This is a genomic window from Methylobacterium sp. GXS13 (assembly GCF_001455965.1).
GTDB lineage: Bacteria > Pseudomonadota > Alphaproteobacteria > Rhizobiales > Beijerinckiaceae > Methylobacterium.
Window position 1 is genome coordinate 639828 of the sequence record NZ_LKKO01000001.1, and the last position, 21438, is coordinate 661265.

Genomic DNA, 21438 nt, shown 5'->3' on the forward strand with positions numbered 1-21438 from the left:
GGCGCGCGCGGCACCCGTTACGCGGCCGCCCGCAGGATTTCGGCCATCCGCCGCACCGCCGGTTCGATCGCCCGCTCCTGTACCGCCGCATAACCGAGCAACAACCCCGGCTCCGGAGCCCCGACGTGGTAGGCCGAGAGCGCAACGGCCGAGATGCCCGTCCGACCAAGCTGCGCGACCGCCTCGGCATCGCCGAGCGTGTCCGGCCAGGCCGAACCGGGTCGAGCGATCAGGTGCATCCCGCCATCCATCGGAGCGATCCTCACCACGTCGGCCGCGTGGCGGCGGGCCGCCTCGACCAGAGCCTTCTGGCGCAGGGCATAGAGGCGGCGGGTCCGGCGCAGATGGCCCGCCAGATGCCCATCCTCGATGAACCGGGCCAGCGCCCACTGGCCGATTCCCGGCGGGGACGAGCCGATCTCGGCGAGCGCCTGGTTCACCGGCGCCACGAGGCTCCGGGGCAGGACGAGGTAGCTGAGGCCGAGCGCGGGCAGCAGGAGCTTGGAGAAGCTGCCGACATAGATGACCCGCCCGCCGCGATCGAGCGTCCGCAGCGGCGCCAGCGGACGCCCGGCATACCGATAGGCGCCGTCGTAATCGTCCTCGACGATCCAGCCCGAGGCGGTTTCCGCCCAGGCCAGGAGGTCCAGCCGATTCTCGAGGCTCATGGCATGGCCCAGCGGGTAGTGGTGGGCCGGCGTGACGACGGCGAGCCGCGCCCCCTGCAGCAACGGCCCAGCCTCGGCCACCGCGAGGCCCCCAGGGCCGACCGGGATCGGGACCGGGCGCAGGCCCGCGCTCGCCAGCGCCTGGGCGATCCCGGGAAAACCCGGCTCCTCGACGAGCGCGATTTCGCCGGGATCGAGCAGCAATTCGGCCAGCAGGCGCAGGCTCTGACGGATACCCGCCGTGACGATCACGTCCTCAGCCTCGCAGGCGACGCCCCGGACCTGAGCCAGATAGGCGGCAATAGCGGACCGAAGCGCCGGCGAGCCGCGTGGATCAGGCCGTTCGGCTGGTCCGTGCCGCCACTCGGCCTGAAGCAGGCGTGCCCAGACGTCGTACGGGAAGGCGTCGAGCGCCGGGCGCCCGAGTGCGAAGGCGTCCGGCACGCCAGGCCCGGCCATGAACCGTCGGCCCGGAGCCGCTACGAAGCGGCCCCCCCGATGCGACAGGCTGGGAAGCGCCGTGCCGGTCGGTTGCGCCACCTGAATCTGGGGGAGGGTGTCGTCTGGAAGCATTGCGGCGACACGGGTCGCAGAACCGGACCGAGCCGTGAGGTAGCCCTCGGCGATGAGCTGCTCCAGGGCGAGGACGACCGTTCCCCGGGCACAGCCGAGATCGGCCGCCATCACCCGGGAGGACGGCAGCCGGGACCCGCGTGGAAGGCGTCGGTCGAGGATCGCAACACGCAGCCCTTCGCGCAGCTGGGCGTGCAGCGGCGTAGGCGCAGTCGGATCGAGGCTGACAGGCAGCGGCAGCGGGCCCCGGGCCATGATGAAAACTGGTCCAGACGGAATTCGAAAATCGGACCTTTCGCCTGGTCCGCCCTACGGTCAAGCAGGAGGGCGCCTCAAGGACGGGTTCGATGTATCAACCGCCGCACTTCCGGGATGACACGCGCACTGCGCAGCATGGGCTGATCCGTGCCTATCCGCTCGGCCTGCTGGTGACCGGCGGCCCGGAGGGCCTGATGGCCAACCCGGTGCCGTTCCTGCTGGACGAGGCCGGCTCGCAGGGCACCCTGCGTGCCCATCTCGCCCGCGCCAACCCGCAATGGCAGGCGCTGGCCGAAGCCGCCGAATGCCTCGTCGTGTTCCAGGGGCCGCAGGGCTATGTCACCCCCGCCTGGTACGCGAGCAAGCGCGAGCACGGTCGGGTGGTGCCGACCTGGAACTACGCCACGGTCCACGTCTGGGGCCGGCCGCGGGTGATCGAGGATACGGGTTGGCTGCGCCGCCAGATCGCCGACCTCACCAATCTGCGCGAGGCCCCGCGCGCCGCCCCCTGGGCGGTGGACGACGCGCCCGCGCCATTCGTAGCGGCGCAACTCCGGGCCATCGTCGGCATCGAGATCCCGATCACCAGAATCGAGGGGAAGTGGAAGATGAGCCAGAACAGGCCCGAGGCCGACCGCGCCGGCGTCATCGCCGGGATGCGGACGGAGGGTGAGACGATCCTCGCCGCGATGGTCGCCGACCGGAGCGGATCGTGAGCGTACGCGTCAACGAGTTCGGCCAGCCGATCGGACCGGCCCTGCCGGACTGGACTCCGCGCCCCCGACCGCCACGGACGCCCCTGGAGGGCCGCACCTGCCGGATCGTACCGCTCGATGCTGTGGCCCACGCGGCCGGCCTGTTCGCCACCTACAGCGCGGCGGTCGATCGGCGCAGCTGGACCTATCTGCCCGACGAGATGCCCGAGAGCGAGGCCGCGTTCCGCAACCGGCTTGAAGCCCGGGCGGAGAGCGAGGATCCGCTCTTCTATACGATCCTCGACCGGCGAAGCGGCTCGCCCCTGGGGGTCGCCTCCTACCTCCGGATCGACCCGGGCAACGGCGTCATCGAGGTCGGCCATCTGCATTTCGGCCCGAAGCTTCAGCGCTCGCCTGCATCGACCGAGGCGATGGCGCTGATGATGGCCCGCGCCTTCGATGAGCTCGGCTACCGCCGCTACGAGTGGAAATGCGACAGCCTCAACGCGCCGTCCCGGGCGGCGGCGCTCCGCCTGGGCTTCACCTTCGAGGGCGTCTTCCGGAACGCCGTCGTCGTGAAGGGCCGCTCCCGCGACACGGCATGGTTCTCGATCACCGACGCGGACTGGCCGCGGGCCAGAGCGGGCTTCGCGGCCTGGCTCGACCCGACGAATTTCGATGCGGAGGGGCGGCAGATCCGTGGGCTCGCGGATCTGCGCGCCGCGGTCGGCTGACGTCAGCGGCCGGCCAAGAAGGCCTCCGCGGTGCGCAAGCTCAGCGCCATGATGGTCAGGGCCGGATTGGCGGCGAGCGAGCTCGGGAAGGTCGAGCCGTCGCAGATCCAGAGATTGTCGATATCGAAGCTGCGGCCGACCGGATCGACCACGGCGCTCGATCCGTCGCGCCCCATCCGGCAGGTGCCGATCGTATGGGCGACCCGTTCCAGCACCCAGATATCCTCGGCGCCGGCCGCCTGCCACAGGTCGCGCATGACCTTGGTGGCGTGGGCGTTGAGGCGCTCCTCGTTGGTACTGTAGCCGAAGCTGATCTGCGCCTTCCGCATTCCGCGCGCGTCGGTCTCGTCGGACAGGGTCAGCACGTTCGCGTCGCAGGGCAGCGTCTCGCCGTTGATGCCGATACCGGCGAGGTGGTTGTAGCCGTCGAGATAATCGAGCAGCTTCTGGCCCCACAGGCCGCGTCCGCGCGCCACCGCGTTGCCGAAGGTCAGCGGGACCACGCCGAGGCTCTGAATCAGGTAGCCGCCGGCGAAGTCGGCGCCGGCTCGGATGAAGTCCTCGGTGATCAGCGACGAGGGATAGCCGCGGTTCATGCGCACCTCGTTGGCAAAGGTGCCCCAAACCTGCGTGGCGACATGGCCCATGTAGTTGCGACCGACCTGATCGCTGGAATTGGCCAGCCCCAGATGCAGCAGCAGCCGGGGCGTCTCGACGGCACCGGCACAGAGGAACACCGCCCCACAGCGCTGGCGCCGCTCATGCCCGTCCTGGGTATAGACGACGGCGGTGACCCGGCCATCGGTGCCCCGCTCCAGCCCGTGGACGAAGGCCCCGGGCCGGATCTCCGCCCCGTGCGTGACGGCCAGGGGCAGATAGGTGACGTCCATGCTGGTCTTGGCGCCGTTGCGGCAGCCCTGGTGGCAATAGCCGCAATTGATGCAGGCGTTGCGCCGCGATCCATCCTCGGCTTCGAAGTCTCGTGAGACCACGGCCGCCGGGGCGTCGGCCCAGCGGATGCCCAAAGCATCGCAGGCACCGGCCATGATCTGCGCCGGGCCATTGCGTGGCACCGGCGGCAGGGGGTAGCGACGGCCGGGATCCCAGGGATACGATTGCGGTCCCGACACGCCGATGAAGCGCTCGACCCGCTCGTAGAAGGGGGCCAACTCCTCGTAGCTCAGGGGCCAGTCGACACCTTCGCCGGTCTCGGTGTGGAGGCGCAGGTCGCGGGCATCGGCGCGGGGCACGAAGGCGCCCCAGTGGAGGGTCGAGCCACCGACTCCCGTGCCACTGTTGTTCGCGCCGAACGCCTCCGGGGTGGAGCCGCCGCTCAGGCGCTCCTCGGTCCAATAGATCTCGTCCGCCAGCGTCTCGTCGAAGGCGAAGCGTTCAGGGGTGAAGTTCGGCCCCGCCTCAAGGGCCACCACTTTCAGGCCGGCCGCGGCGAGCCGGGCGAGGAGCGGCGCGCCGCCCGCCCCTGTACCGACGATGACCGCGTCGACGGCCTCGTCCGTCCGATAGGTCCGCATCCCGTCGAGATTCATCGTACCGTCTCCCCGTGCGTCGGGCGCGGTTCCCAGGGTTCCGGCGCGTCGAGTCCAACCTGATGAAAGCCCGGCAAACCATCCGCGATCGGACCCGGCCGATCACCACCGGCGCCGATTCCGGAAAAACCGACCCGGGCCAGAGCTGCCGGATGGGCGAGCCAGAGACGCACGGCATCGGCCCGCAGATCCTCGAACCAGAACCGCATCCGGTCGCCATCGAGGCGACCACCGAGCGTTTCGGGCACAGACAAGTCTCCGCGTTGGGCGAGGGTCAGCAGGGCATCCTGATCCCGCCCATCGAGGACAACGAAGGGCCGGCCGTAAGCGGCACGGGCTCCCGCGTCGAGGGTGCGCAAAGCAGCCCGATACGCTTCCGGGTCCGGCGGCAGAGCCACGAAGCGCCAGCCGTCACCGGCGCCGGATGCCAGGCGCTTGTCGAGCCGTGCGGCGATGTCCACGCCGGGCGCCGGCAGGACGCGGGAACAGGCGGTACGGAGGATCGCGAACTCCACGGGATCGAGGGCTTCCGGGCGGTAGGCCGGATCGTCGGGCTCTGCGCGCTCGTCCAGGGCCGCCCGAAGGCGGCTGTTGACCCGCTCCGATGCGATCAACGCGGCATAGCTCGGCGATATCGCAGCAGCCCGCGACGTGTCTCCCCGTGGACGGTCGCGAACGTGATCGCGCAGCGATGCGGCCAAGGCCTCGGGACGCTCCAACGGCAGGAGATGGCCGACGCCGTCGATCGTGACGATCCGATGATGGGCGAGATGCGGCGCCATCAGGGCCGTCTGCGCATCGACGCCGAGATCGGCATCCTCGGACCCGGCCAGGATCAGGGCCGGAGTCTGCAGGATCCCGATCCGGCGGCACAAATCTTGGTGCGAACCTGCTTCCAGCCAAGCCTTCCAGGCAGCCGGTGCAGCCTGCAGCACGTCGGCAACCGCACGGGCTTCCGTCTCGGGATCGAGTGCATCGCCGACATTCGCACGCACAAAGGCTTTGGCCTCACGCAGGCGCGTGTCCGGATCCGCGTCGATCCAGGCGATCATCTTGCCGCGGCGATCCTCGGGGATTGGCTCCGGACTGGGCGGCGAGCCGGAGATCAGGATCAAGTCGGTGAGCCCTTCCAAGCCGGGCTCGCCGTCCTCGGAACGGCGGGCAAGCGCCAGCGCGACCTTGGCGCCCATGCTGTGGCCGGCAATGGCGAAGCGTGCCGGCGCCCGCGCTCGGATCGCAGCCGCCACGTGATCGGCCATCGCGTCGATCGAGAAACCCGTCACACCGGCTGCGTTGCCGAAGCCCGGCAAATCGATGGGCACGCAGACCGGCGTTTCGCCGAGGGCTTTGGAGAACGGCTCCCAGGTTCGGGCGCTACCGCCGAGAAAATGGAGGCTGAAGAGAAGGTCGGGCGCAAGCATGGCCCGGACATCGCGCGGACTTGGAATGCTTCAAGCGTACGCGACGCCGCACGGCCCTGCTGGCGTCGGGGTGGCGCGGTGCCCACCGGCATGGGATCAAACAGCCGGAGCGTATCATGACGTCCGACATCGATCTGGCTTGGCGCGTCGAAGAGGCCTGCCTCAACGCCTGGCCCAGCCCACGCCAGCTTCTGGTCCACGGCTATCTCCTGCGCGCCGCGGGCGGCGGCTCGAAGCGGCAGAACTCCGTGAACCCTCTGCGCGGCAGCGGCGCTCCGGAGAAGGCGATCGCGGCCGGCCAAGCGTTCTACGCGGCCCTCGGTCGGCGGGCGATCTTCCGAGTGCCGGACATCGCGCCGCAGATGAAGCCACTGCTGGCGGCGGGCGATTACACCGTCGTCGACGAGACCTGCACGCTGTTTCGCGACCTCGCCGACCTGTCAGGTTCGCCGGATCCCGTGGTGAGACTCACACCGGCGCCCGGTGCGGAATGGCTGGCGGTGCGCGACGCCGTGAACCGGGCCGACGCGGCCGCCGCGCAGGCGTTCCGCGACACGGTGGACACCCTGATCCTGCCGCGAGCCTTTTCGGCCGCGCCCGCGGAGGACCGGATCGGCGCCTTCGCGTTCGGGGTTCTCGACGACGATGTTTTGGTCATCGAATCGGTCGCCACGGTCGAACGTCTGCGCGGCCGCGGCCTTGGCAGACAGGCCGTGAGCGCCTTGCTCCACTGGGCCAAGAGCCAGGGTGCCCGGGCCGCTTGCCTGCAGGTGGTGGCGGCGAACAGACCGGCGCGTGCGCTCTACCGGGGGCTGGGGTTCGAGCGGGAACTGTACCGGTATCACTACCGCGTTGGCCCAGACCCTCAGGAGTGAGGTCGTGCGATCAGGCATCGAAGAGCGAACCCTGCCGCGTGGCTGCGGCGGCACTCGCGGGCTTAGGCTTCCCCATCTCTGCACCGGATGACGAACGCGTACGCGTCGTACGCGGGGCCAGCTTGGCGGACACGGATGGGTCAGGGGTCCCATCCGGCACCGCATTCACCGTTCCGTCGGCGAATTGCAGGCTGAGGCGGCTGGCTGCTGCGGCCTCGGCGGCGCGGCCGACCGGCAGGCCGGCAGCATCGCGGACCAGGACATAACCACGCTCCAACACGGCGTGATAGCTGAGCGAGCCGAGGAGATGCGCGAGGCCTTCGAGCCGGTCGCGGCGGCGCTCGATGCCGCGCAGTCCGGCCTGGGTCAGGCGATCCGTCAGGGCAACCAGGCGGTCGGACCGACGCGCCTGCAGCGCTCGTGCCCGCTCCAGGCTGGCATCCCGGGCGACGACGAGGCGGCGGCCGAGTTGGGACAGGGCCTCGCCCTTGCGCTGAACGTCGTTGCGCAAGGCGGTCAGCGGACGGTGATCGATTCGGGCGAAGCGCGCCCGCGCATTGGCCAGAGCCACGTCCGGCGAGCGGCGAGCCATGCGGTCGAGAAGGAGCTGCAGCCGGGCGCGGTGCCGGCTGGCGCCGGCCGCGAGCGCCGGGGCAAGGCGTGCTTCGGCGAGGTCGAGACGCTGGCGCTTGGCAGCGAGGATGGCGTCCGCGCTCGGCAGGGCGCGGGCCAGCGCACGCAGGTCGGACCGGTCGCGCTCGACCCGGCGCCCGATCGATCCGATCGCGCGGCCTGAGAGATCCGTCACCGTGGCGATCAGGTCGGCGCGCACCGGTACGGCCATCTCGGCCGCGCCAGTCGGCGTCGGGGCCCGCCGATCGGAGACGTAATCGATCAGCGTGGTGTCGGTCTCGTGCCCGACGGCCGAGATCAGTGGGATCACGCTCTCGAAGGCGGCGCGGACAACGCATTCCTCGTTGAAGGCCCACAGATCCTCGATGGAGCCGCCGCCCCGGGCAACGATCAGCACGTCCGGGCGCGGGATGACGCTGTTCGGCCCCAGCGCGTTGAAGCCCCGGATCGCGGCGGCGACCTCTTCAGCCGCGCCGTCGCCCTGGACACGCACCGGCCAGACCAGCACGGGACGCGGGAACCTGTCCTCCAGCCGGTGAAGGATGTCGCGGATCACCGCCCCGGTGGGCGAGGTGACGACACCGACAACGCGCGGCAGGTAGGGAATGGCGCGTTTGTGCTCCGGGGCGAACAGCCCTTCCGCGGCAAGCTGCTTCTTGCGCTCTTCCAGCAGGGCCATCCAGGCGCCGAGTCCCGCCGGCTCCAGGCTCTCGACCACGATCTGATACGAGGATTTGCCCGCGAAGGTGGTGATGCGGCCGGTAGCGACCACCTCCAGTCCCTCCTGCGGCTTCTGGCGCAAGCGCCCGAACACGCCCTTCCAGACCACGGCGTCGATCCGGGCCTGTCCGTCCTTCAGGGAGAAATAGGCGTGGCCTGAGCCGTGCTGCCCGCGATAGCCGGAGATCTCGCCGCGCAGGCGGACATGGCCGAACGCATCCTCCAAGGTCCGCTTGAGCGCGCCCGCCAGCTCGCCGACCGACCATTCCGGCTGGTTGGCGGTGAGCACGCTGGTCGGCGGGATATCCGCGGCGGGCGAGGCTGCGGGGCGCGGAGGCGGCACGAGGGGCATGGGCGGACGCTAGGCGGCCCGCGCCGCCAGGTCAAAGGTCCAGAGCTGTCCTATTCAACGGCCAATTCACGCGGTGCGTCCGAGATCGCGACCCGCGGCACGAACAGCGACAGCACCAAGGTCAGCAGGGCCACCGCGAAAACCGTCCAGAACGTGCCGTGCAGGGCGTGCTGGAGCCCGTCGCGGATCGCGTCGCCGCCGGCTCCGAGGCTCGCGGGATCCTCGAGGAGGCGCCGGAGCTGGCTGGAATCGACCGGCGGGCCGTCGACCGGGTTGACCAGGCGGTAATTCAGCACGGCACCCAAGGCGGTGGCGCCCAAGGTCGAGCCGAGGTTGCGCGCGAAGATATTCGAAGCCGTGGCGGCGCCCCGTTGCGCCCAGTCTACGCTGTCCTGGATAATCACGATGGCGGCAGTGGACAGAAAGCCCATGCCAAGCCCCATCACGATCGAGCCGCAGGCGGCCACGATTGGCGAGGTCGCCGACCCCAGGGCAACGAAGGCGGTGGCGCCCAGCGGCAGCAGGGTGGCGCCGACCAGCAGCGTCGGGCGCAGGCCGAAGCGCACGAAGTTGCGCGCCGCCGTGGTGGCGCCGATCGGCCAGCCGAGCACCATCAGCGTCAGGGTCAGGCCGGCGATCAGCGGCGATTGCCGGAGCACGCCCTGGACGTACATCGGCAGGAACGCGGTCAGCCCGATCACCGTCATGCCGGACAGCAGGGTGGCGGCGTTGGTGGTGGCGATTGGGCGCTGCATCCACAGGCGAATGTCGAGCATCGGGTCGGCGGCCCGCCGCTCCTGCAGCACGAACAGGATGGCGGCCACCACGAAGCCGAGGGCCGGCCACAGGGCCGCAGCCGCCGAGGTGCCGGCCTCAGTCAGCGCCATGATCAGCGCCGCGATGGCCGTGGTGAACAAGGCGGCGCCAAGCGCGTCGATCGGCCGGCTGCGGCGCTCGACGCTCTCCCGCAGGTAGAGCAGGAACAGACCGGCCGCGACGACGCCCACGGGCAGGTTGATCCAGAAGATCCAAGGCCAGCTCAGATGGCCGATGATCAAGCCGCCGACGAGCGGGCCTGCCACCGACGAGATACCCCAGACGCTGGCGAGATAGCCCTGGACCTTGCCGCGCTCGCGGGCCGGGTAGAGGTCGCCGATCACCGTGAGGCTCACCGGCTGGATCGCCCCAGCTCCAACGCCCTGTACAAGCCGGAACAGGATCAGAGAGGGCATCGACCAGGCGAGCCCGCACAGCAGCGAGCCGGCCAGGAACACCGCGATACCGAACAGCAGCACGGGGCGCCGGCCATAGAGATCGGACAGCTTGCCGAACACCACCGTGGTGGCCGTCTGGGTCAGCAGGAAGGAGCCGAAGACCCAGGCGTAGAGGTGGAGGTCGCCGAGCTGCCCGGCAATCTGCGGCATGGCAGTCGAGACGATCGTCGCCTCGATGGCGATCATGAACATCGCCGCCATCACCGCGGCGAGGACCAGCGGGCGGCGCGTCTCGGAGGGGCTCGGCATCCCTGCGGTCTAGGCCCGCAGCCGCCAGCGACCTAGCGTTGGAGATGTGCTCCCGCATAGCCCCGCTTCCGAGCCGTGCGGGAACGCACACGGGCGGCTACGCTTCGAGCTCCGCGTCGAGGTCGCGTCCGCGGGTCTCAGGCAGCAGGAACGCAGCGATGGTCCCGACCAGGCTGAAGGCAGCGAGGTAATAGGCCGGGGCCAGCCGGTCGCCGGTCGCGGCGATCAGCCAGTTGATCACGTAGTTGGTGCTGCCGCCGAAGATCGAGACCGAGAGCGCGTAGACGATCGATAGCCCTGCGCTGCGCACCGCCCTCGGCAACGCCTCCGGGATACCGACGATCACCGCGGCGGCGTTGATCGAGGACAGGGCCGAGAGCAGGAAGGTCACCGCATAGACGCTTGCGGCGCTCGGCGCGCTCACAACCCAGGCGAAAGCCGGCACAGCCAGGACCAGAATCAGGGCTCGCGGCCAGATCATCAGCGGGCGCCGGCCGAAGCGGTCCGCAAGCCAGCCACCCAGAAGCGGAAAGATCACCGAGGCGAGGCCCAGGGCGATCGGGACGGCGGTGGCGGCGGTCTCGCTCAGGCCCAGGGTCGCGCCGGCAAAAACCGGCATGTTGGTGCCTACGGCGTTCGACACGGTCGAGGCGGCAATGACCAGGAAGGTCAGACCCAGCAGGCGGCCGTGCTCGCGCAACAAGCGCTTGACCACAGCCAGCGTCGAGGGAGCCGCATGCGGGTCCTCTTCGGCGCCGGCGGTCTCCGGCAGATGGCTCCGGATCACGAGGCCCACCGGGACCACGCACAGGCCCAAGGCGAACATCACCCGCCAACCCCAGGCCGACATCGCCTGGTCGCCGACGATGAGCGCCAGGAGCGTTGCGACGATCCCGGCGACCAGGGCAGCGCAGCCCTGGCTGGCGATCTGCCAGCTGGTCACGAAGCCGCGCTTGGCCGGGGGCGCAGCCTCCAGAAGGTAAGCGGTCGACGGGCCGACCTCGCCGCCCAGCGCCAAACCCTGGATGAGGCGCCCGGCAATGACGATCACCTGCGCCCAGCCGCCGATGGCCGCGTAGGACGGGCAGGCGGCCAGCATCAGCATGCCCAGTGCCATCAGCGCGATGGTGATGAGCATCGCGGGCTTGCGTCCGGCCCGGTCCGCGAAGGCGCCGATCAACACGCCGCCGATCGGCCGCATCACGTAGCCGATGCCGAAAAGAGCCAACGACGCCAGGAGGCTGTGGGTCGGGTCGGTCGCCGGGAAGAACGCCTCGCCGATCGGCTTGGCGAAGAAGGCGTAGACCGTGAAATCGTAGAATTCGAGGGCGTTGCCTAGCACCACGGCACCGACCGCCTTGCGGTCGAGGGTGGGATGCGGCGTGGCGCCGGCGGGGATCGTCGTCCTGGCATCCATCAGCGCGTCGGCTCCCCGGCGGGCGGATGCTTGGCGAGTCCGCCGGTCACCGGCTCGGCCCCGTCAGCGATGGCTTCGTCATACCCTGCAAGCCAGTGCGTGCGCGCCTCCGTACCCTCGGCATAAGGACAGGCCTCGCGTGCAAGGCCCTTCCCGGGTGCGGCGCGTCCGAGAGCGTGCGTGTCGAGATCGTTCGGGGGCGAATCCATGCGGGCGCAGTTCCTCGTGTGTCGCGTCTGGCGCGATGTAGGGCACCCACGCGCGCCGGCGCCTCAATGAAGCGTGGGATCCGCGTCCGGCGGCAGAGAAACGGCCTCGCTGAACGGGAATTCCAGCACCACCTCGCCCGCGGCATCGGTGACGATCAGGCAGGCGGTCAACAGTCGGGCCTGGTTTTGCGGATTGGCCAGGGCCGCGCGGATCGTGTCCTGGGCTTTCTCCCAGGCCTGATCCGGATCGCGCAGTTCGCACCCGGTCGGATCGGTGATCGTGTCCGCGCCGATTTGCGTGTGGAAGAAGTAGCGCGGCATGGCCGTCGTCCCCGGGGTCGCGCGCTCCTGCGAGGAGCGCATTCTCCAAATGGGGATCGGGACGGCTCAGGTCAGCACCGCGCTGCCCACCGGACCGGTCAGGAAGATCCATCCGTTACGATGCCGTGCGCGGTGCTCAGCCGTTGGCGGCTTGCGCCATGGGGGCCGAAGGGACCGGTCGGAGGGTGTGAACGGTGGCGGAAGCCGTCCCCGTGCGATGCAGCTTCTCCATCGCCATCAGCGGACGCAACTCGGGCTCGGCGAAATCTAGCAGTCGGGCGTTGCGCCAGCGCGGCTTTCCGGCGCCGCGGCCGAACCAGCGCGGGCGTACCTCTTCGACCAGCAGCACGAGCCGGCCCGTCCAAGATTTGCGGAACCAGAAGCGCCCGGTCAGAGCCATCGTCCCATCCCCAGAAACGGACGCCGACCGGCGCGGTCGAACGCGCCGATACGACCCCGCGATCGGCACTTCCAATATCGGATTTGGCCGCAGAAGTACCGATACATCTCGCTGCCGCACCGCAGATCGACCGATATCCACCGGTCGAGTTAGGTCGTAGGCAGCACTCAGCGTGCGAGGTGACGGAGCACCAGACCGACCACGAGGAGCCAGACGAGGCCTGATGTGAGGTAGACAAAGCCACGCAGCAGCAGGGCTTCAAGGGCCCGGTGCGTGGAGCCCTGTTCGGCGGGTCCGATCCTGCGTTCGGCAGGCCGCGGCACCGGCTCGCTCACGTCGGCGGAAGATGCACCGAGGTAGCGCGTCAGGCTCTCCGGCAGGGGGCGTTCGTCAGTCTGCACGGGCACGCGATTTGTCGCCTCCCTCTGTGCGCGGCAAGAGAGCGCTTGCGGGTGAATCAAAGAAGGACGCGTGATACTGATCACCGGCTCCGGCGGCACCGCCCGCCCTCGGTGTCCGGTCATGTCCCTGCCTCCTGTCCTGATCACAGGCGTCGCCGGATTCATCGGTAACGCACTCGCGCTGCGCTACCTCGAGGCGGGCCGGAGAGTCGTGGGCCTCGACAATCTCAATGCCTATTACGATGTCGGCCTGAAGGAGGCGCGGCTTCGACGCCTCCAACCGTTCGAAGGTTTCGGCTTCGAGCTCCTCGATCTGACCGATGGGCCCGGGCTCGACGCACTGTTCCGCCGCCAGGGTTTCCACACCGTCATCCACCTCGCCGCACAGGCCGGTGTCCGTCACTCGTTGACGAATCCGCACGCCTACGCGTCGAGCAATCTCGTCGGCTTCCTCAACATCCTGGAAGCGTGCCGGCACGGCGGCATCGAGCACCTGCTCTACGCCTCCTCCAGCTCGGTCTACGGCGCAGTCACCGCCATGCCGTTCTCGATCCACCAGAACGTCGACCACCCGGTGAGCCTCTACGCGGCAACCAAGAAGGCCAACGAGCTGATGGCGCACAGCTACAGCCATCTCTACCGGCTGCCGACCACGGGCTTGCGCTTCTTCACCGTGTACGGACCCTGGGGTCGGCCCGACATGGCAATGTCTCTGTTCACGCGCGCCATCCTGGCCGGCGAGCCGATCCGGGTGTTCAACGAAGGCCGGATGCGCCGGGATTTCACCTATATCGACGACATCGTCGCAGGGATCGTCGCCCTCGCGGAGAAGCCGGCCGCGCCGAACCCTGCCTGGAGCGGCGCCGAACCTGATCCCGGCACCAGCGCGGCGCCCTACCGAGTCTACAACATCGGCAACAACGAGCCGGTGGAGCTAATGCGCATGATCGCGCTCCTCGAGGACTCGCTCGGACGGAAGGCCGAGACGATCCTGCTGCCGATGCAGCCGGGCGACGTGCCGGCGACCTACGCAGATATCGACGACCTGGCCCGCGACACCGGGTTCCGGCCGGCAACCCCGCTGACGCTCGGGATCGAGCGCTTCGTCGCGTGGTATCGAACCTATCACGGCCTTTGAGCGCGGCGCCGATAGCCGAGGACGGCCGCGATCCCGACGAAGACCGCGAGCCCGGTCCACATCCCGCCCGCGCCGAGTTTCTCGACGACAACCCCAAGACGCTCCGGCTCGTCGAGAACCGCGATCGCCAGAGCGACGAGGCCGCAGAGCGTGACGAAGATCGCCAGCGTGCGAAAGGTCATCGTGGGCGCTCCGCTCCCGACACCGCCATAGGCGCGATCCCCCAGCCAGCCGGTTCGGCCTGCTTATGGCGTCACCGGCGTGATCCGCAAACGGACGGCATCACAAGCTGGCTTCGCCTCCGAGCCTGCCCTCAACGCTCCAGCTTCCATCCGCCGCAGGCGGCTCAGCACGCGGCCACGTGTTGAGGGTCTGGTCGGCCCACGCAAACAGCGGGACGGCGGCTCTCGGGAGGCTAGGCCGTTGCACCATCTGCGTGTAATCATTTAGAGCTGTTCCAGGCAGGCAAGCTCTGCTCTAAACGCTGCCGCGCTAGCGGTCATAAGGAGGAAATCCATGCGTTCTTTCGTTCTCGGCGCCGTTCTTGCCGCCCTGATCCCGCTCTCGGCGCAGGCCCAGGAGGCTGGTGATGCGGCGGCAGGCGAGAAGGCGTTCGCCCCCTGCAAGGCGTGCCACAACTTCCAGAAGAACGGCGTGGGCCCGGACCTGAAGGGCGTCGTCGGGCGCAAGGCCGGCACCTACGAGGGCTACAACTACTCGGCCGCGCTGAAGAATTCCGGCCTCACCTGGGACGAGGCCACGCTTCACGAGTGGCTGAAGAACCCGAAGGCCAAGGTGCCCGGCACCAAGATGATCTTCCAGGGCTACCCGGACGACAAGAAGATCAACGACGTGATCGCCTACCTCAAGACGCAGTCCTAAGCGCGCGCGCCATCGCGCACTTGAAGCTGGGGGCATCCGCGCAGCCGCGCGGGTGCCCTTATGCGTTGTGAAACAGCGCGACGAAGCCGCGTTCGCACTACTCGGGGATCAGGCCGGCCTGCAGGCCGAGCCGCAGGGTGACGAGATCGTTCAGCAGGTCCTTACGGCCCTGCATGTCGAGCCCGGTCCGATCGCCGGCCTCGTCGGGCACGCAGGCGAGCACGTCGCGCAGCGATTGTCCTGCAGCCGTCAGGAAGATGCTGACCTGCCGCTCATCGGCTCGGTCGCGGGCTCGCCGCACGCGGCCCGAGGCTTCCAGACGCTTGAGCAGCGGAGTCAGGGTACCGGAATCGAGGAACAGGCGATTGCCGATCTCCTTGACCGACAGGCCATCCTCTTCCCACAAAACCAGCAGGACAAGATATTGTGGATAGGTCAGCTCGTAGCGGCCGAGAAGAGTTCGGTAGGCGCGGCCGAACGCGTGCGCGGCGGCGTAGACCGCGAAGCACAGCTGGTTGTCGAGGCGCTGCCGATCCCGTGGCGACGACTGGTCGACGCTCGCATGACCCGCCTGGTTCGGCTCAGCGCCGCTCTGCGAAGCAGTCGGGCCTGACATCGGATAAACTCTCTCTGGTAAAGGCGGCCTATCGTACCGGTATGCCGACGGGCCACTCTTAGTCAGTTCGTCAAACCTGTACAATTCGCGGGGACAGGCGGCGTGCCACAGATCGCGTGCGGCGTTCAGCCATCCATAAGCGGGTGCAGGTCTCGTACCATCGCCTTCAGGCGCTCATCGAGGACGTGCGTGTAGATCTGCGTCGTCGAGATGTCGGCGTGGCCGAGCAACTCCTGGACGATGCGCAGATCGGCCCCGTTCTGCAGGAGATGACTGGCGAAGGCATGGCGCAGCACGTGCGGGCTCACGTGGTCGGGGCGCAATCCGGCCGCGACGGCCGCAGCCTTCAGGTCACGGGCGAAAGCCTGCCGGGTCAGGTGGCCGCTGTCGCTGTCGGTTGGGAACAACCAGGGGGATTCCTCCGGCACGGCCGCCAAGTGGGCGGTCATCGCGGCCCGGGACGCCTCGGTCAGCGGGACGAGCCGTTCGCGGCCGCCCTTGCCCTTGATAAACAGGTAGCGCTCGCTCGTGGTGCCGGCGGCGCGCGGTAGGGCGACGAGTTCCGAGACGCGCAATCCCGTCGCGTAGAGAAGCTCGAGCAGGCAGACCATCCGGCGTGCGCGCCGCGCCGGCCCCGTCTCCTCGTCGGCCGCAGCCGCATGCGCAGTGGCCAGCAGCCCGTCGACCTCGGCGATCGACAACACCTTCGGCAGGGTCCGGCCCCGGCGCGGCCCGGAGACCGCGACGCTCGGATCGGCCTCGGCATAGCCCTCGGCGTAGAGAAACTTGTGGAAGCCGCGCACGCAGGACAGGCGCCGAGCGGCCGAAGACGCCATGAGCCCGCGGGTCTCCAGATCGGCCACGAACGCCCGAAGGCTGTGCGTATCGGCCTCTTCGAGCGGGATACCTGCGCGGTCCAGATAGGCCAGATAATCGTCGAGGTCGCGCCGGTAGGCGGCCAGCGTGTTGGCACCTGCCCCGCGCTCGGCCGCCAGCATGTCGAGATAGGCGGCGACCTCCTGAGAGGGGGGCTGGGCCGGACTCCCTGCCGCCGCCGCGCTCAACGGTTGCCCGGCTGGAGCTTCGAAGCCGGGATGGTCACGATCATCTCCCGAGGTGTCGGCACAACGAAATTCGCCAGCGCGAACATCGCAGCGAAGACAAGGCCGGCCAGGATCGCGAGGGTGGCGAAGAAACGGAACAGGGTCGGCACGTCGGTCGAACCTCGGGCAGACGAGCGCAGTCGGCGGGGAGGGGAGCGCGCGGAAAGCCACCCCCAGGATGTCGCGAGAGATCGGTTTCCACCACGCGATCGCGGCGCTGACAAGGCCCGCAAGGACACAGCGATGCGTTTCGCAGGCCGCTTGAATCGCGCTAAGAGCCTGGCACAGGATTGGAAGCCCCCGGCGAGGCGCGTACGGGGCGGCCGATAGGGAGCCGGAGACGCCGCGACCATGCGATGCTGCCGTCGATGAACGAAGAGGATGTCGGTGAACCGATCGAGGCGCGCCTGCGCCGGGCGCTGGGCCTGCGCTCGATCGTGCTCGTCGGCTTGATGGGAGCGGGCAAGAGCACGGTCGGCCGGCGCCTCGCCAGCCGGCTCGGGCTGATCTTCAAGGATGCCGACAGCGAGATCGAGGCGGCGGCCGGCCTGACCATCCCCGACATCTTCGCCATCTACGGCGAGCCGAGCTTCCGGGACGGCGAAGAACGGGTGATCTCGCGCCTGCTGCGGGCCGGCCCCCTCGTGCTGGCGACCGGCGGCGGTGCCTATCTGCGCGCGGCGACCCGGGATCGGATCAAGGAATCCGCCATCTCGGTCTGGCTCAAGGCCGATCTCGACGTCCTGATGCGGCGGGTACGCAAGCGCGGAAACCGCCCTCTGCTCCTGACCGAAGATCCCGAGGCGACGATGCGCGACCTCATGGCGATCCGTCACCCGGTCTACGCGGCGGCCGACGTGGTGGTGATCTCCCGGGAGGTGTCGCACGACCGGGTCGTTCAGGACGTGCTGGAGGCGCTGGACGTCCACCTGAATGGCGGAAGCCCGAACTCCATCGCCGCCCAGTGACCTTGCAGTGAGTCTGTCCGTGACCGAGCCCTCGCCCCATCCGGTTCCCCTGACGGTCCACGTCCCGCTCGATGCCGGCCGCGCCTACGACATCCTGATCGGCCGCGGCCTCATCGAAACCGCCGGTGGGCAGATGGTCGCCCTCGGTGCCAGGCGGGCGGCGATCGTCACCGACGAGAACGTCGCGGCGCTGTATGCCGATCGCCTGCGGGACAGCCTGGAGCGCGCCGGCCTCAATGCCGGCGTGGTGACGGTGGCGCCCGGCGAGGCCTCGAAATCTTATGCTGGCTACGCTCAGGTCTGCGATGGCCTGCTGGCGCTGAAAGTCGAGCGCGGCGACCTAGTGGTTGCATTGGGCGGTGGCGTGGTCGGGGACCTCGCGGGGTTCGCGGCTGCGACCCTGCGGCGGGGCGTGCGCTTCGTGCAGGTCCCGACCAGCCTGCTCGCACAGGTCGATTCCTCGGTGGGCGGCAAGACTGGGATCAACGCCCCACTCGGCAAGAACCTGATCGGCGCCTTCCATCAGCCCCGCCTCGCCGTGGCCGACACGGCGGCGCTCGACACGCTGTCCGAACGCGAGATGCGCGCGGGCTACGCCGAAGTCGCCAAATACGGACTGATTTCCGATGCCGGCTTCTTCGACTGGTGTGAGGCGAACTGGCGGGGGATCTTTTCCGGCGGGCCGGAGCGCGAGGAAGCAGTGGCGTCCTGCTGCCGCGCCAAAGCGGCCGTTGTCACCCGTGATGAGCGGGAAGACGGCGAGCGTGCCTTGCTCAACCTCGGCCACACCTTCGGGCATGCCCTGGAGCGACTGACCGGCTACGACTCGGCCCGGCTGGTACACGGGGAGGGGGTCGCGATCGGCACGGCCCTGGCCTTCCGGTTCTCGGCCCGGCTGGGTCTCTGTTCCGGACAGGATGCAGGCCGCGTCGCCAACCACCTCGCTCTCGCGGGACTTCCGACCCGGCTCCAGGCGGTTCCGGGCGGTTGCGGCGACGCCGACGCCCTCCTCGACGCGATGGCCCAGGACAAGAAAGTCCGCGACGGGGCCCTGACCTTCATCCTCGCCCGCGGCATCGGCCAAAGCTTCATCGCCCCCGGCATCGATCGGGGTCAGGTGCGGGCGTTCCTGCAGGACGAACTGGACGCCGATCCGCGCCCCTGATCGCGCCATCGGCCTTGCCTTGCGCCGGTCGGACCGCTATGAGCCTGCCACGTCCGGGACGGCGCGAACCGTCACGGAGGTCTGGCTCGGACCGTCCTTATCGACGCTCGGGACAGACGTTCAAGATCGGTACGCCGATCTTGCCGGTTGCCGGTGTAGCTCAGTGGTAGAGCAGCGCTTTCGTAAAGCGAAGGTCGGGGGTTCAAATCCCTCCTCCGGCACCATTTTCTCTAACGGACAGCGCTAGCGCGTCCGATCATTCCCGATTTCTGGTACTGGCGAGAGATCCCCGGGAGGCGTCCCGTTGGAACGCCGCCGTGCTTGGCACCTCCCACGGAACCGGACGGCCTGTCTTTATGTAGGTCGATCTGTGCCGCGCGTCGGCTCAGCAGACGGGAACACGCCATGAAACCCGAGATCCTGGGTGTCCGGTTTATCCACGAGGGCTGGAGCAAGTTCGGGATCGCAACGGTGCGCCTCGCCGACGGCGCCGTGGTCGAGCGCGAAATTGAGGATCACGGCAACTCGGTGAGCGTCCTGCCCTACGATCCCGAGCGGCGGGTCGCTACGCTGGTGCGGGAATTACGGGTGCCGCCTCTGTTCGCCGCTGGCGAGCACGTGCAATTGGAGGCGCCGGCCGGTCTGATCGACGCGGGCAGCCCGGAGGAGAACGGCCGCCGCGAGGTGCTGGAGGAGGTGGGCCTGCGCCTGCGCGATCTCGAATTCGTGGGCGCCACCTATTCCTGCGCCAGCCTGACAACGGAGAAGCTGCACCTTTATCTGGCGCCCTACGGGCGAGCTGACCGGACTGAGGATGGCGGCGGCGCAGACGGCGAGCACGAGAACATCCGGATCGTCGAGATCCCCCTCGCTGACCTCGCCGGGAGAGCGGACCGGGCCGAACTCACAGACCTGAAGACGCTGACGCTGATCCTGGCGCTTCGCGCACGGCACCCGGAGCTTTTCGCGGCGTGAGAATCCGCTATCGCGTATTCGTGCAATGGTTGATCACCGGCGCGGTGGTCTTCGCGGTCGCCTGGATCGCGTTCCACCTGCGCTGAGTAGAACCCCGTCTCAGGAATCGAAGCGATGAGCGAAGACGCCGGCACTGCCGAACCGCACGGCCTCGACCGGGGTCTGACCAATTACGGCGACCGTGATTTCGCGCGCTACCTGCGTCGCTCCTTCGCCCGATCGATGGGGATCTCGCGCACGCTCCTCGACAAGCCGGTGATCGGCATCGCCATGACGCCGTCCGGCTTCAACAACTGCCATCGCGGCATGCCGGAGTTGGTGGAGGCGGTCTCGCGCGGGGTGCTGGCGGCGGGAGCCCTGCCGATGCCGTTCCCGACCGTGTCGCTCGGCGAGGTTTTCCTTAACCCGACCAGCATGATGTACCGCAACCTCATGGCCATGGACACGGAGGAGATGATCCAGGCCCAGCCGATGGACGCGGTCGTGCTGATCGGCGGATGCGACAAGACCGTGCCGGCCCAGCTGATGGGCGCGGCCTCCGCGGGCCTGCCGGCGATCCAGGTGGTGACCGGCCCGATGTCGACCGGCCGCCATCGGGGCCAGCGTCTCGGCGCCTGCACGGATTGCCGGGGTTTCTGGGCGAAATACCGCGCCGGCACGGTGGATGCGGAGGAGATCGCCGAGGTCGAGGGAAGGCTCTCGGTCACGGCCGGCACCTGCGCGGTGATGGGCACGGCCTCGACCATGGCATGCATCGCCGAAGCGCTTGGCATGTCGCTGCCGGGGACCGCCGCGATCCCGGCGGTGCATTCGGACCGGCTGCCGGCCGCCGACGAGACCGGGCGCGCGGCCGTGCGGCTGATCCAGACCAAGATCACCCCGGCCCAGGTTATCACCCGGAAGTCGGTGGAGAACGCGATCCGGGTCCTGATGGCGGTGTCCGGCTCCACCAATGCCATCGTGCATCTGACGGCCATCGCAGGGCGCCTTGGCATCCGCATTCCATCCAGCCGTTTCAACGAGATCTCGGACGAGACGCCGGTGCTCGTCGATCTGAAGCCGGTGGGCGAGGGGTATATGGAGGATTTCCATGCCGCCGGCGGCATGGGCGCACTGCTGCGCGAGCTGCGCCCGCTCCTGCATCTCGACACCGTGGACGTGGAGGGCCGCACCCTCGCAGAGCGCCTTGACGAGCCGCCCGGCTGGGTCGACCGCGCGGTGATCCGCGCGTTCGACAACCCGGTCTCGCCGGTGGGCGGGCTGGTGGCGCTCAGCGGCAATCTCGCCCCCGACGGAGCGATTTTCAAGCGCGCCGCCGCGACGCCGGCGCTGTTCGAATCCGAGGGGCGGGCGGTGGTGTTCACCGGCCTCGAAGACCTGAGCCGCCGCATCGACGACCCGGATCTGGACGTGGCGCCGGGCGACGTGTTGGTGCTGCAGAATGCCGGGCCGCATGCCGCCGGCATGCCCGAGGCCGGCTATCTGCCCATTCCGAAAAAACTCGCCCGGGCGGGGGTCAAGGACATGGTGCGGATCTCCGACGCGCGGATGTCCGGCACCGCCTTTGGGTCGATCGTGCTGCACATCGCCCCGGAAGCGGCCATCGGCGGTCCGCTCGGCGCCGTACGCGACGGCGACCGGGTCCGCCTGTCGATCCGCGACAAGCGGATCGACCTGCTGGTGGACGAGGCCGAGATCGCCGGGCGCCTCGCGGACCATCAGCCGCCGCCGGCACCCAAGCGTGGCTACAAGGCGCTCTACCGACGTACCGTCACCCAGGCGCCGCAGGGTTGCGATTTCGACTTCCTGATCGGCGACGGCGAGCCCGGCTGAAACGTGGCTTG

At 69.1% G+C, this 21438-nt stretch carries 23 protein-coding genes and 1 tRNA gene; 10 read left to right on the plus strand and 14 right to left on the minus strand.

Features of this window, described 5'->3' with window-relative positions; genetic code table 11:
* Nucleotides 1-17 precede the first annotated feature (17 nt).
* Nucleotides 18-1496: a PLP-dependent aminotransferase family protein gene (locus AO398_RS03140; RefSeq protein ID WP_058190516.1), complete on the minus strand. Its 1479-nt coding sequence runs from the start codon at nucleotides 1494-1496 to the stop codon at nucleotides 18-20.
* 92 nt (nucleotides 1497-1588) lie between these two features.
* On the opposite strand from AO398_RS03140, the gene AO398_RS03145 reads away from it, so the two are divergent.
* Nucleotides 1589-2215 carry an FMN-binding negative transcriptional regulator gene (locus tag AO398_RS03145; RefSeq protein WP_058190517.1) on the plus strand — a complete coding sequence of 209 codons (627 nt, stop codon included), beginning with the start codon at nucleotides 1589-1591 and terminating at the stop codon, nucleotides 2213-2215.
* Nucleotides 2212-2928 (plus strand): GNAT family protein, encoded by a 717-nt coding sequence (locus tag AO398_RS03150; RefSeq protein ID WP_058190518.1) that lies wholly within the window; start codon nucleotides 2212-2214, stop codon nucleotides 2926-2928. The genes AO398_RS03145 and AO398_RS03150 overlap by 4 nt, the downstream gene beginning before the upstream one ends.
* A gap of 2 nt (nucleotides 2929-2930) precedes the next feature.
* Here AO398_RS03150 and AO398_RS03155 read toward each other — a convergent pair whose 3' ends face one another.
* Nucleotides 2931-4475 (minus strand): GMC family oxidoreductase, encoded by a 1545-nt coding sequence (locus tag AO398_RS03155; RefSeq protein ID WP_058190519.1) that lies wholly within the window; start codon nucleotides 4473-4475, stop codon nucleotides 2931-2933.
* Nucleotides 4472-5896, minus strand: a complete 1425-nt coding sequence (locus tag AO398_RS03160) for an alpha/beta hydrolase (protein ID WP_058190520.1) — start codon at nucleotides 5894-5896, stop codon at nucleotides 4472-4474. The genes AO398_RS03155 and AO398_RS03160 overlap by 4 nt, the downstream gene beginning before the upstream one ends.
* Before the next feature lie 116 nt (nucleotides 5897-6012).
* Here AO398_RS03160 and AO398_RS03165 point away from each other — a divergent pair, with 116 nt between their 5' ends.
* Entirely contained in the window at nucleotides 6013-6771 is a 759-nt protein-coding gene (locus AO398_RS03165; protein WP_058190521.1) for a GNAT family N-acetyltransferase, read from the plus strand.
* A gap of 10 nt (nucleotides 6772-6781) precedes the next feature.
* On the opposite strand, the gene xseA is transcribed toward AO398_RS03165, so the two are convergent.
* From xseA to AO398_RS03200, 7 genes are all read right to left on the minus strand, one after another.
* Nucleotides 6782-8476, minus strand: a complete 1695-nt coding sequence (gene xseA, locus AO398_RS03170) for an exodeoxyribonuclease VII large subunit (protein WP_058190522.1) — start codon at nucleotides 8474-8476, stop codon at nucleotides 6782-6784.
* A 50-nt stretch (nucleotides 8477-8526) separates the two neighbouring features.
* Nucleotides 8527-9999: an MDR family MFS transporter gene (locus AO398_RS03175; protein ID WP_058190523.1), complete on the minus strand. Its 1473-nt coding sequence runs from the start codon at nucleotides 9997-9999 to the stop codon at nucleotides 8527-8529.
* 97 nt (nucleotides 10000-10096) lie between these two features.
* Entirely contained in the window at nucleotides 10097-11416 is a 1320-nt protein-coding gene (locus AO398_RS03180; RefSeq protein ID WP_058190524.1) for an MFS transporter, read from the minus strand.
* Nucleotides 11416-11625 carry an Rmf/CrpP family protein gene (locus AO398_RS03185; protein ID WP_058190525.1) on the minus strand — a complete coding sequence of 70 codons (210 nt, stop codon included), beginning with the start codon at nucleotides 11623-11625 and terminating at the stop codon, nucleotides 11416-11418. The genes AO398_RS03180 and AO398_RS03185 overlap by 1 nt, the downstream gene beginning before the upstream one ends.
* 63 nt (nucleotides 11626-11688) lie before the next feature.
* The gene (locus AO398_RS03190) at nucleotides 11689-11946 is read right to left on the minus strand and encodes a hypothetical protein (protein ID WP_058190618.1); all 258 of its coding nucleotides are present in this window, start codon (nucleotides 11944-11946) and stop codon (nucleotides 11689-11691) included.
* Nucleotides 11947-12082: 136 nt separating this feature from the next.
* A complete protein-coding gene (locus AO398_RS03195) occupies nucleotides 12083-12346 on the minus strand; it encodes a hypothetical protein (RefSeq protein ID WP_058190526.1) in 264 nt (87 codons plus the stop codon).
* Nucleotides 12347-12513: 167 nt separating this feature from the next.
* On the minus strand, nucleotides 12514-12753 hold the full coding sequence (locus tag AO398_RS03200) for a hypothetical protein (protein ID WP_244498643.1): 240 nt from the start codon (nucleotides 12751-12753) through the stop codon (nucleotides 12514-12516).
* Between the two features lie 115 nt (nucleotides 12754-12868).
* Here AO398_RS03200 and AO398_RS03205 point away from each other — a divergent pair, with 115 nt between their 5' ends.
* Nucleotides 12869-13885 (plus strand): NAD-dependent epimerase, encoded by a 1017-nt coding sequence (locus tag AO398_RS03205; protein WP_058190620.1) that lies wholly within the window; start codon nucleotides 12869-12871, stop codon nucleotides 13883-13885.
* Here the strand turns inward: AO398_RS03205 and AO398_RS03210 are convergent.
* Entirely contained in the window at nucleotides 13873-14067 is a 195-nt protein-coding gene (locus tag AO398_RS03210; protein ID WP_058190527.1) for a hypothetical protein, read from the minus strand. The two genes, AO398_RS03205 and AO398_RS03210, sit on opposite strands and share 13 nt — an antisense overlap.
* Before the next feature lie 334 nt (nucleotides 14068-14401).
* Here AO398_RS03210 and AO398_RS03215 point away from each other — a divergent pair, with 334 nt between their 5' ends.
* Nucleotides 14402-14767 carry a cytochrome c family protein gene (locus AO398_RS03215; protein ID WP_058190528.1) on the plus strand — a complete coding sequence of 122 codons (366 nt, stop codon included), beginning with the start codon at nucleotides 14402-14404 and terminating at the stop codon, nucleotides 14765-14767.
* Between the two features lie 97 nt (nucleotides 14768-14864).
* Here AO398_RS03215 and AO398_RS03220 read toward each other — a convergent pair whose 3' ends face one another.
* From AO398_RS03220 to AO398_RS03230, 3 genes are all read right to left on the minus strand, one after another.
* Nucleotides 14865-15383, minus strand: a complete 519-nt coding sequence (locus tag AO398_RS03220; RefSeq protein ID WP_058190529.1) for a MarR family transcriptional regulator — start codon at nucleotides 15381-15383, stop codon at nucleotides 14865-14867.
* Between the two features lie 125 nt (nucleotides 15384-15508).
* Nucleotides 15509-16447: a site-specific tyrosine recombinase XerD gene (locus tag AO398_RS03225; protein WP_058190530.1), complete on the minus strand. Its 939-nt coding sequence runs from the start codon at nucleotides 16445-16447 to the stop codon at nucleotides 15509-15511.
* A complete protein-coding gene (locus tag AO398_RS03230; protein WP_058190531.1) occupies nucleotides 16444-16596 on the minus strand; it encodes a hypothetical protein in 153 nt (50 codons plus the stop codon). Before AO398_RS03230 ends, AO398_RS03225 begins: the two co-directional genes overlap by 4 nt.
* 258 nt (nucleotides 16597-16854) lie before the next feature.
* Here AO398_RS03230 and AO398_RS03235 point away from each other — a divergent pair, with 258 nt between their 5' ends.
* The 5 genes from AO398_RS03235 to AO398_RS03255 all read left to right on the plus strand — a co-directional run bounded on the left by AO398_RS03235 (nucleotide 16855) and on the right by AO398_RS03255 (nucleotide 21427).
* Entirely contained in the window at nucleotides 16855-17454 is a 600-nt protein-coding gene (locus AO398_RS03235; RefSeq protein ID WP_058190621.1) for a shikimate kinase, read from the plus strand.
* 19 nt (nucleotides 17455-17473) lie between these two features.
* Nucleotides 17474-18619, plus strand: coding sequence for a 3-dehydroquinate synthase (gene aroB, locus AO398_RS03240; RefSeq protein WP_058190622.1), 1146 nt, complete (start codon nucleotides 17474-17476; stop codon nucleotides 18617-18619).
* Between the two features lie 149 nt (nucleotides 18620-18768).
* Nucleotides 18769-18843: transfer RNA gene (locus AO398_RS03245), tRNA-Thr, on the plus strand.
* A 181-nt stretch (nucleotides 18844-19024) separates the two neighbouring features.
* Complete coding sequence (locus tag AO398_RS03250; protein WP_058190532.1) at nucleotides 19025-19594, plus strand: NUDIX hydrolase; 570 nt, start codon at nucleotides 19025-19027, stop codon at nucleotides 19592-19594.
* 114 nt (nucleotides 19595-19708) lie between these two features.
* Nucleotides 19709-21427: an IlvD/Edd family dehydratase gene (locus AO398_RS03255; protein WP_058190533.1), complete on the plus strand. Its 1719-nt coding sequence runs from the start codon at nucleotides 19709-19711 to the stop codon at nucleotides 21425-21427.
* Nucleotides 21428-21438: the final 11 nt, after the last annotated feature.